At 72.4% G+C, this 14,845-nt stretch carries 10 protein-coding genes and 1 pseudogene; 6 read left to right on the forward strand and 5 right to left on the reverse strand.

Annotation, left to right across the window (positions count from 1 at the left end):
• Both MCBG_RS09515 and MCBG_RS09520 read left to right on the forward strand, forming a co-directional pair.
• A partial coding sequence (locus tag MCBG_RS09515) for a hypothetical protein (RefSeq protein WP_043325147.1) occupies positions 1 to 548 on the forward strand: 548 nt, incomplete at its 5' end.
• Positions 549 to 1,040: 492 nt separating this feature from the next.
• Complete coding sequence (locus tag MCBG_RS09520) at positions 1,041 to 2,036, forward strand: zinc-dependent alcohol dehydrogenase family protein (protein WP_223201142.1); 996 nt, start codon at positions 1,041 to 1,043, stop codon at positions 2,034 to 2,036.
• Between the two features lie 64 nt (positions 2,037 to 2,100).
• Here the strand turns inward: MCBG_RS09520 and MCBG_RS09525 are convergent, their stop codons facing one another.
• Together MCBG_RS09525 and MCBG_RS09530 are read right to left on the reverse strand one after the other, a co-directional pair.
• Positions 2,101 to 5,331, reverse strand: coding sequence for an Ig-like domain-containing protein (locus MCBG_RS09525; RefSeq protein ID WP_043325149.1), 3,231 nt, complete (start codon positions 5,329 to 5,331; stop codon positions 2,101 to 2,103).
• 209 nt (positions 5,332 to 5,540) lie between these two features.
• Positions 5,541 to 6,095, reverse strand: a complete 555-nt coding sequence (locus MCBG_RS09530) for a winged helix-turn-helix domain-containing protein (RefSeq protein ID WP_043325150.1) — start codon at positions 6,093 to 6,095, stop codon at positions 5,541 to 5,543.
• A gap of 261 nt (positions 6,096 to 6,356) precedes the next feature.
• Between MCBG_RS09530 and MCBG_RS09535 the strand changes: the two genes are divergently transcribed.
• Positions 6,357 to 10,757 (forward strand): S8 family serine peptidase, encoded by a 4,401-nt coding sequence (locus MCBG_RS09535; protein ID WP_043325151.1) that lies wholly within the window; start codon positions 6,357 to 6,359, stop codon positions 10,755 to 10,757.
• A 193-nt stretch (positions 10,758 to 10,950) separates the two neighbouring features.
• Here MCBG_RS09535 and MCBG_RS09540 read toward each other — a convergent pair whose 3' ends face one another.
• Positions 10,951 to 11,469 (reverse strand): winged helix-turn-helix domain-containing protein, encoded by a 519-nt coding sequence (locus MCBG_RS09540; RefSeq protein WP_043330395.1) that lies wholly within the window; start codon positions 11,467 to 11,469, stop codon positions 10,951 to 10,953.
• A gap of 264 nt (positions 11,470 to 11,733) precedes the next feature.
• Between MCBG_RS09540 and MCBG_RS33865 the strand changes: the two are divergent.
• Positions 11,734 to 11,922: pseudogene (locus MCBG_RS33865) on the forward strand (hypothetical protein); the annotation flags it as partial.
• 30 nt (positions 11,923 to 11,952) lie between these two features.
• On the opposite strand, the gene MCBG_RS09545 reads toward MCBG_RS33865, so the two are convergent.
• Positions 11,953 to 12,987, reverse strand: a complete 1,035-nt coding sequence (locus tag MCBG_RS09545) for a sigma-70 family RNA polymerase sigma factor (protein ID WP_043325152.1) — start codon at positions 12,985 to 12,987, stop codon at positions 11,953 to 11,955.
• A gap of 95 nt (positions 12,988 to 13,082) precedes the next feature.
• Here MCBG_RS09545 and MCBG_RS09550 point away from each other — a divergent pair, with 95 nt between their 5' ends.
• Both MCBG_RS09550 and MCBG_RS09555 read left to right on the forward strand, forming a co-directional pair.
• Positions 13,083 to 13,910 carry an alpha/beta fold hydrolase gene (locus MCBG_RS09550; protein WP_043325153.1) on the forward strand — a complete coding sequence of 276 codons (828 nt, stop codon included), beginning with the start codon at positions 13,083 to 13,085 and terminating at the stop codon, positions 13,908 to 13,910.
• 68 nt (positions 13,911 to 13,978) lie between these two features.
• Complete coding sequence (locus tag MCBG_RS09555; RefSeq protein WP_043330397.1) at positions 13,979 to 14,206, forward strand: hypothetical protein; 228 nt, start codon at positions 13,979 to 13,981, stop codon at positions 14,204 to 14,206.
• Positions 14,207 to 14,253: 47 nt separating this feature from the next.
• Here MCBG_RS09555 and surE read toward each other — a convergent pair.
• A partial coding sequence (gene surE / locus MCBG_RS09560) for a 5'/3'-nucleotidase SurE (RefSeq protein WP_043325154.1) occupies positions 14,254 to 14,845 on the reverse strand: 592 nt, incomplete at its 5' end.

Consider the following 14,845-nt stretch of genomic DNA (forward strand, 5'->3'; position numbering starts at 1 on the left):
CGGCCCGGCCCGCCGAACCTCCGGGCGGGGAGCCGGCCGCCACCGCGTCCGCCGGCCCTCCAGCGCCCACGCCGACGGCCGCGCCGGCCCCGACCCAGTCGCCGCTACAACCGCTCGGGACCGTCGTGGACAGCGGCATCCGGTACGGCGCCGACGCGCGCGTGTTCTTCATGGTCCCGATCGACGTGCCGGAACTGCCGCGTGTGACGATCGGCCTGGTCGCCGGACGCCGCGCGCCGGACGGCCACCTGACCTCCGACTTCCTGCTCAACGACGTGTCCGGCAGCGACCGCCGGGCCGGGTTCCACGAGATCGGGTACGACCAGCAGCGGGCGCCCACCGACACGTCGGTACCGACGTTCGGCTACTTCGTCGGGCCGGCGGCCCGCATCGTCGGGACAGTCGACGGCCGGCAGGTCGAGGCGAAGCTGGCCAGGTGGAGCGAGGACCCCCAGGTGGTGATCTTCTGGTTCGACCCGAAGACCCTGACTCCGGGAACCCGCCTGGACGGCATCATCGCCCGAGACCCCCAGGGCCACCGCCTGTAACCCACCCGCCCGCTCCCTCCCCCGCGTCTTGCGCGTTGATCAAGGAGTTTGCGGACTGGCACCGCCCCGACAAGGACACAAACTCCTTGATCACCGGGAAGGGAGGGGCCGGGCGTGAGAGCCCATCCCGCCCCGAGCTCCCTGGTTCGCCGACTCGAGCCGCCCCGCGCGCCCTCCCTCGCCTCGGCGCCCCGAACCACCCGTAGATCTTGGGATACGGACCACGGATCTCGGGTCATGGGAGACCCGACGCGCCTGGGACGGGCAGGCGAGGCTGGCACCGGCCCTCGCCGGCGATCTTGCACTTTCCGCCCGGTCAGATGAGGCATTCAGGACATCTACCGGCCCGCAAGTGCAAGATCGCGGGAGCGGGGAGGGGGCGGGAGGGGGCGGGAGGGGGGCGGGAGGGGGGCGCGGGGTGGGGGTGTGAGGATCGGGGGCATGCGTGCTGTGGTGTTCGAGCGGTTCGGGGTGCGGCCAGAGGTTTGCCGGGTGGATGATCCGGCGCCGGCGGCGGACGGGGTGGTCGTCCGGGTCGGCGCTACCGGGTTGTGCCGCAGCGACTGGCACGGCTGGCAGGGCCACGACCCGGACATCCGTCTGCCGCACGTGCCGGGGCACGAGTTCGCCGGCGTCGTCGTGGCGGCCGGCGCGGACGTACGCGGCTGGCGGCCCGGCGACCGGGTCACCGCGCCGTTCGTCTGCGCGTGCGGGCGGTGCCCGTCGTGTCTCGCGGGCGACCAGCAGGTCTGCGAGCGGCAGACGCAGCCGGGCTTCACCGGCTGGGGCTCGTTCGCCGAGCTGGTCGCGGTACGGCACGCCGACGTGAACCTGGTCCGGCTGCCGGACGAGCTGGACGAGGCGGCCGCCGCCGCGCTCGGCTGCCGGTTCGCCACCGCGTTCCGGGCCGTGATCGCGCAGGGCCGGGTGGCCGCCGGTGAGTGGGTGGCGGTGCACGGCTGCGGCGGCGTCGGCCTGTCCGCCGTGATGATCGCGGCGGCGAGCGGGGCGCGGGTGGTGGCGGTGGACGTGTCGCCCGCCGCGCTGGAACTGGCCCGCCGCAGCGGCGCCGCTGTCTGCGTGGACGCGAGCACGCTGGGCGGTCCCGCCGAGGTGGCCGCCGCGATCCGGGACGCCACCGGCGGGGGCGCGCACCTGTCGCTGGACGCGCTGGGCGCTCACGCCACCTGCGTGGCGTCGATCGAGGGCCTGCGCCGGCGCGGCCGGCACGTGCAGGTCGGGCTGCTGCCCGCCGCGCAGGGACGCCCGGCGCTGCCGATGGACCTGGTGATCGCGTACGAGCTGGAGCTGCTCGGCAGCCACGGCATGCCGGCCCACGCGTACCCGGAGATGCTGCGGCTGGTCACCGCCGGGGTGCTGCGCCCGGCCGACCTGGTCACCCGCACCATCGACCTGGACGCCGCGCCGGACGCGCTGGCCACCATGCACCGGCCGGCCGTTGCCGGGATGTGCCTGATCCAGCCCTGAGAACGGGCACGGGCCGGCCCGGCGCCGGGAGACCCGGCGCGGACCGGCCCGCGAGGCCGTCCGGTCAGTCGGTGACGGTCACCGTGACGGTACGAGGCGGCTGCTGGTACTGCCCCCGGTTGTCCATGCCGCGGATCGTCACCGTGTACGTGCCGGCCGGGATCACCGGCGACGTGTACGCGAAGTTCGACCCCGGCGAGCCCGGGCTGGTGAGGAACGTGGCGATCCACGGCCAGCTGGTCGGCGCGCCCGCCCGGCCGAACGTGCCGGCCGAGTTCATGCCCTGCCCGGCGCTGTTGCCGATCTGCACCTCGACCTTCTGCATCCCGCCGTCGTCCACGGCCCGGCCGGTGATCACGATCCGGCCGCCGGTGTACGCCTGTCCCTCGACCGGCGTGATGCTCGGCTCCAGCGTCGGGTCGGTGTCACCCGGGTAGACCAGGTAGCGGGCGGTCGCGCCGCTTGTCGAGTTGTCCTGCTGGCCGGCGGTGTCCACGGCCCACGCCTCGACGCTGTACGTGCCCCGGGTGGGCAGGTCGATCGAGAGCGTGAACGCGGTGCTGGTCGCGCCGGGCGAGGCGAGCGTCGCGTCGACTGTGGCGAACGCAGCGGCCATGGTGCCGTTTGGTTGCACGTACCGGCCGGTGTCGAGGTCGCGCAGCGCGATCCGGACCGCCCGTACCCCCTTGTCGTCGGTGGCGGTGCCGGCCAGGTCCAGGTGCAGCTGGTCGATGTCCTGGTTGGTGCCGGTGAAGCTGAGCAACCCGTTGGGGAAGGCGTCGCCGGGCACCTGAGCGGTGACGGTGAGCCGGCCCATGTTGTTGCTGGAGGTGGTCAGGCCGAGCTTGTCGGTGGCGCGTACCCGGAAGTCGTAGACGCCCGGGGTCAGCGGCACGGTGGTGAACGCCCAGTCGAACGTCGCGGCGTCGAGGTTGGCCGGGGAGATCCGGTGGTAGCCGGCGACCGAGTCGGCGCCCCAGGTGCCGTCGCTGGCCAGCGCCTCGCGGGTGGTGTTGTTGCGCAGGTAGATCTCCACCGACTTGAGCGCGTCGTCGTCGTTCGCCGTGCCGGCGAACGTGATCGTGCCGCCGGGCGCGACGGTGAGCGGCGCCGGGTTGCCCGGCGGGGTCATCGCCACCGGCGAGGTGATCGCCACCGTCGGCGGTACGCCGTTCGCGGAGACGGTCCAGTCGCGGGTGTCGCCGCGCAGGTCGCTCTGCCCGGTGGTGTCGACGGCGGTGGCGGTCATCTTCCACTGGCCCTCGGTGGGCAGCGTGACCTCGTACTGCCAGGTGGTGGACGTCGCGCCGATCACGTCCGGCTCGCCGCGGAACGTGTTGTAGACGGCGGCGACGGTGCCGTCGTCCTGCAGGTACCTGTTGTCCGGCGTGCGGAACGAGTAGATCAGCGAGTTGACACCCTTGTCGTCGGTGGCGGTGCCGGAGGCCACGAACGTCTGCGTGGCGAGCAGGCCGGCCGACGGTGAGCTGATCCGGGTCGACGGCGGCAGGTCGTCGAAGCGGAACGTCTCGATCTTCTTGACCGCCTTTGTGGTGTCGCCGGCACCGTTGCGGTCGAACGTCTTGGCCTGCAACTGGTAGACGCCGGCCGGCAGCGTCACCGGCAGGCTCCACGTGGTGGAGGTGGCGTTCGGCGCGGCGAGCGTCGTGTTGATCGCCTTGAACGCGCCCCAGGTGGTCATGTCGGCCTGGAGGTACTTGCCACTGTTGCGGTCCTGGATCTCCAGCTGGACGCGGGCCACTCCGGCCGGGGCGAGCGCCTGGCCGCTGATGGTGAACTCCTCGCCGGCCGGCTTCACCGCGCCCTCGATCGGCGTGGTGACTGTGGTGTCCAGCGGCGCGGGCGCGGGCTCCTTGGAGAGGTCGAAGAAGGCCACCCGGCCGGTGGTCTTGCCGCCCTTGACGTTGCCGTCACCGCCGACGAGCAGGCCGCGCGAGGTGGCGATCATCGCCTTCTCGCCCTCGTACGAGTTGGAGCCGGGGTTCCACTCCAGCGCGGTGCCGGTGAGCGGGTCCAGCGCGCCGAGGTGGTCGCGGCGGACCACCTGGTCGCCGAGGCCGTAGCCGCTGAGTCCCTGGCCGGTGCCGTAGCCGACGTTGTCCAGGCCGGGCCACGGCACGTTCGACGTGGGCGACTCCTGCCAGCTGAAGTGCCCGCCGACGTAGACGGCGGTGTCGGTGATCGCGACCGAGTAGATGCTGTCGAAGTGCCGGGAGATCCAGAGCGGCTCGACGTGGTCGTTCCCGGTCAGCGGGTACGCGATGGCGGTGTCGTTGATCGGCGGCCGGTCGCCGCCGGAGCCGCTGGTGACCACGAAGTACGAGTCGTCCGGCGCGATGTCACCGGCGAAGACGCGCTGGATGCCGCCGACGAAGGAGAGGTTGTCCTCCCACAGCCGGGTACGCCAGGGCAGCAGCGCCTTGCTGGCCGTACCGATCAGGGCCACGCCGTAGCGGTCCTGGCCGGCGATCTGGCGGCCGGTGTGCACGACCAGCAGCTTGCTGCGGTCGTGGGTGAGCTTGAGCTGCTGCACGGTGAGCATGCCGCCGACGCCGATGCCGCCGGTCAGCGGCAGGTTGAAGCCGGTGTCGACGGCGCCCGTGGTGGGGTTGAGGGCGGCCAGGCCGCTGCGGCTGACCCCGTTGACGGTCGCGAACTGACCGCCGACGTAGACCGCGTTGCCGCTCACCGCGAGCGCGGTGGCCCGCGCGTTGGCGGTGGCGGTGAACGCGGCGATCGGCGCGCCGGTGGTCGGGTTCAGCCGGGCGATCTTGCGCTTCGTGACGCCGTTGATCGTGTTGAACGTGCCGGCGATGTAGAGCGACGAGCCGTCCGGTGACGCCTCCACCGCGGTGACCGCCCCGTCGATGACCGGCTTGAACGCGGTGTCCACCTTGCCGGTGTCCAGGTTGTACGACGCCAGGGACTTCTGCGCGATCGCGGACCCGCCGACGTTCGCGATCGAGGTGAACGTGCCGGCGATGAAGACCCGGTTGCCGATCACCTCGATGTCGGTGATCTCGCCGTTGGTGATCCGCGGCGTGTCGGTGCGGGGCGTGGTCGGCATCAGCCGGGTGTCCCCGGGGGTGACCAGCGCCCGGGTGGCGGTGGTACGCGCGGCGCCGAGCGCGGCGCTGCTCCCGGTCGCCTGGGCGCCGGTCCGGCCGGCCGCGCCGGCGTCCCGCACGACGACGGTGCCGGCGAGCGCCGGTACGCCCACCACCACGACCGCGCCGGCGGCGATGACCGCCACCGCGCGACTCCAAACTCGCATCGAGATGACTCTCCCTGTCCGCCGGGACGGCCCCCCTCGGGTGATTCCCGGGTCCCTCCGTCCGCGTGCCGGACGCCACCGTAGGAGGCAAAGACATTTCGCGATACGTGCCGCACCGGTAATCGACCGGTCGCCATCAATTCCGGCCACACCGGCAGGCCCGCTCCTCCGATCGGACCACGGGTTCCGCCGTCCGGCCGCCGCGGCGTTCAGTCGCCCCGCACCCGGGGGTGGCGGTGGTCGGTGAGCCGCAGGCCGACACCGCGTACCGCCGCGATGGTGACGCCGGTGCCCAGCTCGTCGAGCTTGCGTCGCAACCGCTTCACCAGGGACTGCACGTCGGCCCGGCCGTGCGTCGGCGCGTCGCGCCAGACCGCCCGGTGCAGCTCGGCGTAGCTCCACACCCGTACCGGCTCGGCGGTCAGGCAGGTCAGCAGGTCGCGCTCCAGCCGGGTCAGGGCGGTCTCGCGGTCGCCCCACCGGGCGGTGGAGCGCGCTGCGTCGATCACCAGCGCGCCGTCCGGCGCGGGCTTCGGCTCGGGTACGGGCGGACCCGGCGCGCCGGCCGGGTCCGTCGCGTCCGCTGTGATCAACTCGCGCAGCTCGTCCAGATCGGCGACCATCAACAGTGGCGCGACGCCGTCGAGCAGCTCGGTCAGCCGCACCCGTTCGGCCGGGGACGACGTCACGCCGATGACGAGCGAGAAGGGCCGCTCCGGCGGCTCGGTGCCGGAGTTCGCCGCGTTCGTGCCGTCAGTCGTCACCGCGCCCCACCGTGACAAAAACTGTCAACAAGCCATCCGGTCCGGGGGCCTGTTGGTGACATGTTGCTCACGTACGGTCATTGATCGTTCCCTCATGTCGATCATAGTGTCCATTCAGGTGACCGGCGTAGACCCGCACGGACACCTAGGGGGCCTGGGGGGTTCTGGTAATACCGGTGCGACCAGTCGGGAGAGCGCGTCTCCTGGCCCTTCTGCCATGGCTCGATCATCAGCGGGTCATCGGAACAGGAGGCAGCACCGATGCTGAGACGTCCACACAGATGGGGCCCGGCCCGGCGGCTGGTGAGCGCGGGCGCCGCCCTGGTGCTCGCCGCGACCGCGCTGGCCGCCACCGGCACTGGAGCACAGGCCGGCACGGCTACCGGCGCGTCGGCCGGCGACAAGATCCGCCCCGAACTCACCCGGCAGCTGGAGGGCAAGAGCGAGGGCGACTTCTGGATCCACTTCTCGGGCAAGGCGGACCTGGGCAAGGCCACCGCGATCAAGGACTGGAACGAGCGCGGCGCCGCCGTCGCGGCGGCGCTGAAGAAGACCGCCGCGGAGAGCCAGGCCAAGATCCGCGCCGAGCTGGACCGCTCGGGCACGAAGTACCAGAGCTTCTGGGCCACCAACGCCATCAAGGTCACCGACGGCTCGCTGACCATGGCGCAGAACTTCGCCGCCCACTCCGAGGTGGACGGCCTGTACGCGCCGATCGAGTACAAGCTCCCCGAGACCATCCCGGGCACCGACGAGAAGTCGGCGAACGCGCTGGAGTGGGGCATCGCCAACATCAACGCCGACGACGTCTGGTCCCAGTACGGCGTCAAGGGCGCCGGCATCACGGTGGCCAGCATCGACAGCGGCGTCCAGTTCGACCACCCGGCGCTGGTGAACTCGTACCGCGGCAACAACGGTGACGGCACCTTCGACCACAACTACAACTGGTTCGACGCGGCCGACGAGTGCGCCACCGCGCCGTGCGACTCCGACGGCCACGGCACGCACACCATGGGCACCATGGCCGGCGCCGACGGGGCCAACCAGATCGGTGTCGCCCCCGAGGTCAAGTGGATCGCCGCGAACGGGTGCTGCCCGTCCGACGCCGCGCTGGTCTCCTCCGGCCAGTGGATGCTGGAGCCCACCGATCTCAACGGGCAGAACCCGGACGCCAGCAAGCGGCCGAACATCATCAACAACTCGTGGGGCACCAGGACGCCGTCGAACGAGCCGTTCATGGAGGACGTCACGAACGCCTGGACCGCGTCCGGCATCTTCGGCGTCTGGTCCAACGGCAACAACGGCCCGTCCTGCCAGACCAGCGGCTCGCCGGGCAGCCTGGCCAGCAACTACTCGGCCGGCGCGTACGACGTCAACAACAACATCGCCAGCTTCTCGTCCCGGGGCTCGGGGCAGAACGGCGAGATCAAGCCGAACATCTCGGCGCCCGGCGTCAACGTGCGCTCCAGCGTGCCGACCAACTCGTACGCCAGCATCAGCGGCACCTCGATGGCGGCGCCGCACCTGGCCGGCGCGATCGCGCTGCTCTGGTCGGCGGCGCCCACCCTGGTCGGCGACGTCCCGGCGACCCGCGCGCTGCTCGACGACGCGGCGATCGACAAGGGTGACACCCAGTGCGGCGGCACCACCGACGACAACAACGTCTACGGCGAGGGCCGGCTGGACGCGCTCGCACTGCTCGCCGCCGCCCCGATCGGGGACAACGGCACGCTGGCCGGCAAGGTCACCGACGCCGCCACCGGCGCGGGCATCGCCGGCGCCACCGTCACGCTGTCCGGCGCGGCGGACCGCACGCTGACCACCGGCGCCGACGGCACGTACTCCTCGCTGCTGCCGGCCGGCGACTACCAGGTCGTCGTCTCCACCTTCGGGTACGCCACGCGCACGCTGTCCGCGACCGTCACCGCGAACACGACCACCACGCTTGACGTCGCGCTCACCGCGGTGCCGAGCGTGACGGTCAGCGGGCAGGTCACCGACGGGTCCGGGCACGGCTGGCCGCTGTACGCGAAGGTGAGCGTCGAGGGCACGCCGATCTCCGACTACACCACGCCCACCACCGGCCGCTACAGCCTGTCGCTGCCGTCCGGGGCGACCTACCGGCTCACTGTCGAGCCGCAGTACGCCGGCTACCTGACCACCACCAAGGAGGTCACCGTCGGCTCGGGCAACGCCGTCGCCAACATCGCGGTGCAGGCGAACCCCGAGGCGTGCACCACCGCCCCCGGCTACACCGTCAGCTCCGACGGCGAGTACGAGACGTTCGACGGCACCGGCGTGCCGGACGGCTGGACCGTGGTGGACAACGCCGGCACCGGCCAGGTCTGGGAGTTCACCGACGCCGGTGAACGCGGCAACCTGACCGGCGGCAGCGGCAACTTCGCCATCATCGACAGCGACAACTACGGCAGCGGCGGGCAGCAGGACACCTCGCTGGTCAGCCCGGTGGTCGACCTCACCGGCGTGACCACGCCGGTGATCCGGTTCAACCAGGACTACAACTGGCTCAACAGCGACCGCGCGGACGTCGACCTGAGCCTCGACGGCGGCACCACGTGGAGCAACGTGCTGCGGCAGGCGGCCGACGTGCGCGGCCCGCGGGTGACCGAGGTGCCGATCCCGCAGGCGGCCGGCCAGTCGCAGGTGCGGGTGCGCTTCCACTACTACGAGGCCAGCTGGGAATGGTGGTGGCAGGTCGACAACGTCCTCATCGGCAGCACGCTCGTCTGCAAGCCGGTGAACGGCGGCCTGGTGCTCGGCCACGTCCGCGACAAGAACGACAACAGCTACGTCAACGGCGCCACGGTGACCAGCAAGGACCGCCCGGCGGAGAAGGCCACCACGGTGGCCACGCCTGATGACACCGAACTGCCCGACGGCTTCTACTGGATGTTCTCGTCGCTGACCGGCAAGCACCCGTTCACCGCCGGCGCGGGCAACTACGTGAGCCAGACCAAGCAGGTCACGGTCGAGGAGGACTGGGCCACCGCGGCCAACTTCCAGCTCGCCGCCGGCCGGCTGTCGGTGAAGCCGGCCTCGATCACCGGCACGGTCCGGATGCCCAGCGGGAAGGTCAGCAAGACGTTCACCGTGACGAACACCGGCGGGGCGCCGGTCAACGCCGAGTTCAGCGAACGCGACGGCGGGTTCGTGCTGCAACGGGCCGACGGTTCCCAGTTGTCCCAGCAGGCGCTGCTCGGCTCGACCGGCGCGCCGGTCCAGCGGCTGACCGCCGCGACGTCGTTCGCGGCCCGCTCGTCCGGCAAGTCGTCCACCGGCATCGGCGCGGCGGCGGCCCCGCAGGCGGACCCGTGGACCACCATCCCGGGCTACCCGTCGAACGTGATGGACAACCGGGTCGTCAGCGTCGACGGCAAGGTCTACTCCATCGCCGGTGGCGACGGCACCACGTCGAGCGCCAAGAACTACCGGTACGACCCGATCGCCCAGGCGTGGACCGGCATCGCCGACCTGCCCGGCGCGCGTAACGCCATGACGGTCGGCGTGCTCGACGGGAAGATCGTCGCCACCGGTGGCTGGGGTGCCGCCGGACCGGACGCCGCCACCTTCTCGTACGACCCGGCGGCGAACACCTGGACCCGCAAGGCCGACAACCCGGCGCCGCGCTCGGCGGCCGGCCAGGCGGTCGCGGGCGGCAAGTTGTACGCGATCGGCGGCTGCACCACCGCCAGCTGCACGCCGATGTCCAACTCGGTGGTCCGCTACGATCCGGGCGCGGACGCCTGGGAGACGCTGCCCGCGTACCCGAAGTCGGTGGCGTTCCTGTCCTGCGGCGGGATCGACGGCACCGTCTACTGCACCGGCGGCAACGACGGCACCACGTCGCAGAAGGCCGGGTACGCCTTCGACCCGTCCGCGAACGCCTGGACCGCCATCCCGGACGCGCCGGCCGACAGCTGGGCCTCCTCGTACGCGGTGGCGAACGGCAAGCTGCTGGTCGTCGGCGGGTCGCAGGGCGGCGCCATCACCAACGCCGGCTTCGCCTTCGACCCGGCGACCAACTCGTGGGCGAACCTGCCCAACGCCAACACCCCCCGTTACCGGGGCGGCGCGGCCTGCGGGTTCTACAAGATCGGCGGCTCGTCGGGCAGCTTCACGGCCACCAAGGACAGCGAGGTCCTGCCCGGCTTCTCCGAGTGCTCGGAGGCCGCCGCCGACGTGAGCTGGCTGACCGTCGACAAGTCGAAGGTCACGCTGGCGCCCGGTGAGAAGGTCACCGTCACCCTCACGATGACGGCGAACGTCGACCAGCCGGGCACGTACTCGGCGTCGGTGGCGATCAAGGAGGACACCCCGTACACCGTGGAGCCGGTGGCGGTGACCATGATCGCGCAGCCGCCGAACACCTGGGGCAAGCTGTCCGGCACGGTCTCCGGCAAGAGCTGCCAGGGCGCGACGGCGCCGCTGGCGGGCGTGACCGTGCAGGTCGACTCCTGGGCGAACTCCTACACCTTCACCACCGACGCCCAGGGCCGGTACGCCTACTGGATGGACCGGCGCAACAACCCGCTCACGCTGATCGTCGCGAAGGACGGCTGGAAGCCCCAGACGCGCCAAACGAAGATCAACAGCAGCACGCCCACGGTGGAGGACTTCACCCTCTCCCCCACCCGCTGCTGACCTGAAACACACATGAGTCGGCCCGCCCGGTGCCCCGCACCGGGCGGGCCGCCCCACGCCACCCCCCTCTCCCCCGCGATCTTGCACTTACCGCCCGGGCAAGGCGCACAAAAGCCCCACCCGAGGGGCCGCAAGTGCAAGATCAGCGGCGCGAGCCACGGGCGGGGCGCGGGCAGGGTGGGGGAGGGCGGGGTCAGGGTGGGGTCAGGCGGAAGCCGACGCCTCGGACGGCGTGGATGGTGGCGGGGACGTTGAGGCGGGCGAGCTTGCGCCGGATGCGGCGTACCACCGAGTGCATGTCCGAGCCCCGCCCCAGGTGGTCGTTGCCCCAGACCGCGCGGTGCAGCCGGGCGTACGTCCACACCTGACCGGGCGTGCCGGCCAGGCAGACCAGCAGGTCGTGCTCCAGCGGCGTCAACCCGACCTCGCGCTCCCGCCAGCGCAGCACCCGCCGGTCGGAGTCGACACCCAGCTCCAGCCCGGACGACGGGACGGAGGACGCGCCGGACGACGGAGCGGGCGGCTCACCGGCGGGCTGCGGCCGGGACGGCGGCGGGCCGGACGGACGACGGACCAGGTCGAGGAATCGGCGGGCCTGGTGGACGCTGGAGACGATCAGGAACGCCTCGGTGCCGCCGAGCAGCTGGGCGAGCTGCCGTCGCTCGGCCGACGAGGACGCGACGCCGATGACCAAGGACGGCATCCCTGTCATCCGTTCCCACCTTTCCGGCAGGTTGAACCGCAACGCCGGGCGGTCGCCAGGCACGACGATGCGGGGCACCTGGCTTGCGGAGTTCGACCCGAGGGGTGCGGGGAGCTGCGGTTTCGTGAGGCTTCGGGGTGAACTACCGGGATCATATAGCCGAGCACCGATGATTGGTATAGCAGTTAACGTCGATGTAACTGCACGCGGTTCGGCACGCGCGTACCGATGAGAGCCGGGACGTACGCCGGTCCAATGCGTGTGATCACGCACATGCTCTCCCTGGCCGGCGGGACGCCGACCCGCGCGGACATCGCCGCCCGCTGCGCCGAACTGGCCGAGGCGCTGCGCGGCCGAGACCGGGGCGTGGTGGTGTGCGACGTGTCCGCTGTCGCCGCGCCCGACCTGGTCACGGTCGAGGTGCTGGCGCGGCTGCGCCTGACCGCGCGCCGCTTCGGCTGGGGGCTGGAGGTACGCGGGGCGGGCGACGACCTACGCGAGCTGGCCGGCCTGCTCGGGCTGGCCGGCGCCCTCCTCCAGCCGGTCGGGCAGCCCGAACAGCGGGAACAGGCGGTCGACGTCGAGGAAGTTGTTGAGCGACGTGATCCGGCCGCCGGAGACGCCGATGACGATCAGCGCCCACGGCACATGTCCTGAGCCGTCGGGGTCACGCCGGTAGTGCCCGAACGCGGGCATTCCGTTGGCGGCCGTCGGCACCAGCCGGGACCCGCGGCAGCCGCTGCCGGTGCCGGCCATCCAGTCCGCGATGTGCGCGGGGCCGCGCAGCCACAGCGGCAGCGGCGGCATCGACAGCGTCGCGTCCTCGTGCAGCAGCGCGGTCAGCGCCGTCAGGTCGTACGCCTCGAACGCGCGCACGTAGCGGGCGAGCAGCGCCTGCTGCTCCTCGTCGAGCGGACGGCGCGCGTCGGCCTCGGTGTCGGCCGAGGCGATCGTGGCCCGCGCCCGCTGCAGCGCGCTGTTGACGCTCGCCACCGACGTGTCCAGCAGATCGGCGACCTCCTGGGCGGACCAGGCGAGCACCTCGCGCAGGATCAGCACGGCCCGCTGCTTCGGCGGCAGGTGCTGCAACGCCGCGACGAACGCCAGCCGCACCGACTCGCGGCCGGCGACCACCTCGGCCGGGTCGGCGACCTCGGGCAGCACCCGGTCGTCGGGCGCCGGGCCGACCCAGATCTGCTCCGGGCGCGGCTCGCCGGGATGGGTGGCCGTGCCGACGCCCGCCGGGCCGAGGTCCATCGGCCGGACCCGGCGCTGCGCGCTGGTGGCCATGCTGAGGCAGACGTTCGTGGCGATCCGGTAGAGCCAGGTCCGCAGCGCGGACCGCCCCTCGAACTTGTCGAAGTTGCGCCAGGCCCGGACGAAGGTGTCCTGCACCGCGTCCTCGGCTTCGAAGGCCGAACCCAGCATCCGGTAGCAGTAGCCGGTCAGCTCCGACCGGTACGCCTCTAGTTGTGCCTCGACGGGAACGCTCGCCACCTCGCTCACCCGGCTGAAACTAGCCCACATGCTGCATGAACGCGAGTACCCCGGGCGCGCGGCGATGAGTACGCCCCGTCCGCCCGGTCCACCGGTGGTCAGGTCAGCACATCCGAGGAGCACCGATGACCACCACCGAGCGCGACGAGACCCACGCCCCCGGGCGGTACGCCGACGTCAACGGCGTACGCCTCTACCACGAGACACACGGCAGCGGACGGCCGATGATCCTGCTGCACGGCGGCCTCACCTCGGGCGAGATGTTCGCGCCGATCCTGCCCGTGCTCACCGCGAAACACCAGGTCGTCGTGGTGGACCTGCAGGGGCACGGCCGCACCGCCGACGTGGACCGGCCGCTCGACATGGCGTTGATGGCCGACGACGTCGCCGCGCTGATCGACCACCTCGGGCTGGACCGGCCGGACGTGGTCGGCTTCTCCCTCGGCGGCGGCGTCGCCCTGCACGTCGGTTTCCGGCACCCGGAGAAGATCGGCCGGCTGGTCGCCGCGTCCGCGCACATCCGCCGCGACGCCGTCTACCCGGACATGCTGGCGCAGCAGGGTCAGGTCAACGCCGCGGCGGCCGAGTACCTGAAGGACACCCCGATGTACGAGCTGTACCAGCGGGTCGCGCCGCGTCCGGAGGACTTCCCCCGACTGCTCGACAAGATCGGCGAGGCGATGCGGAAGGACTTCGACCTCGCCGACCAGGTGCGTGCCCTGCGGGTGCCGACGCTCGTGATCGCCGCCGACGCCGACATGGCCCCGCCGAGCCACTTCGTGGAGGTGTTCGAGCTGCTCGACGGCGGCCGGCGCGACGGCGGCTGGACCGGCGAGGGCCGCCCGGCGGGCGGGCACGCGCTGGCGATCCTGCCCGGCCTGACCCACTACGACATCGACCAGTCGCCGCTGTTCGCCGCGGTCACCCTGGACTTCCTCGACCGGGACCGCTGACCCTCGCGCGTGTGCCGCGTCCCGTACCGGGGTACCGCTTCCGGAGGAACACCGGTGAGGAGGACGAGATGACCGACCCCAGGTACGCACCGATCGGGCTGGCCACCGCCGGGCAACTGGTCCCCGACGACGGACAGACCGGCGGCGGTGAGGTCGTCGGCGCCGACGACGCGGCTGCCGACGCCGCCCGGGCCGGCGCCGACGTGGACCTGTCCGGGGCCGACCGCGACAGCGACGGCACCCCGGTGGGCGCCGCCGACGCCGAGGCCGACCGGCGGCGCGCCGCCGGCGAGTGACGCTCTCCGCCCCGCCGCCCGCACGAGGTGGCGGGGCGGAGCCGTCCTCACCGGTCGACCGGCAGTTCGACGTCGGGCAGGTGCCCGAGCGCCCGGATCGCGGTGACGGCGGCGTACCCGTCGGCCAGCCAGGCGATGTCGGTGCCGGGGACCGCGCGGACCGCGTTCTCCTCCACCGCCGTACGCACGAACCCCTCGCCACGCTCGGCGACCGACACCTGCACCTGACCGAACGGCGCGAGTGTCGCCTGCCGCAGCCCGGCCACCTGATCGGCCGGCAGGTCGGGCACGTTGAGGTTGAGCACCGTGCCCGGGTCCGCCTCGGCCAGCCAGGGCAGCAGCGTCGCGGCCAGCTCGGCGGCGGTCGCCCAGTGGCGGGACTCGTCGTCCACGCTGTCCAGCACCGCTATCGCCGCGCCACCGCTGCCCGCGCTCGCCGCCGCGGGGGTGAGCACGTCGAGCGACACGGCCAGCGCGCGGATGCCGTTGTTGCCGGCGGTCAGAGCCGCGCCGACGGTGCCGGAGTGCAGGACCGCGTGGCCGGCGTTGGCGCCCCGGTTGATGCCGGACAGCAGCAGGTCCGGCACCGGCCCGAACACGCCGAGCCCGGCCAGCACCGCGATGTACGCGGGTGAGGCC

The sequence above is a fragment of the Micromonospora sp. M42 genome (assembly GCF_000568915.1).
Classification (GTDB): Bacteria; Actinomycetota; Actinomycetes; order Mycobacteriales; family Micromonosporaceae; genus Micromonospora; species Micromonospora chalcea.

Excerpts from the sequence above, each read along its gene's own strand:
- MCBG_RS09545 (WP_043325152.1), bottom strand. The coding sequence starts at position 12,987 with ATGTGGGCTAGTTTCAGCCGGGTGAGCGAGGTGGCGAGCGTTCCCGTC.
- MCBG_RS09550 (WP_043325153.1), top strand. The coding sequence starts at position 13,083 with ATGACCACCACCGAGCGCGACGAGACCCACGCCCCCGGGCGGTACGCC.
- MCBG_RS09540 (WP_043330395.1), bottom strand. The coding sequence starts at position 11,469 with ATGACAGGGATGCCGTCCTTGGTCATCGGCGTCGCGTCCTCGTCGGCC.
- MCBG_RS09525 (WP_043325149.1), bottom strand. The coding sequence starts at position 5,331 with ATGCGAGTTTGGAGTCGCGCGGTGGCGGTCATCGCCGCCGGCGCGGTC.
- MCBG_RS09535 (WP_043325151.1), top strand. The coding sequence starts at position 6,357 with ATGCTGAGACGTCCACACAGATGGGGCCCGGCCCGGCGGCTGGTGAGC.
- MCBG_RS09555 (WP_043330397.1), top strand. The coding sequence starts at position 13,979 with ATGACCGACCCCAGGTACGCACCGATCGGGCTGGCCACCGCCGGGCAA.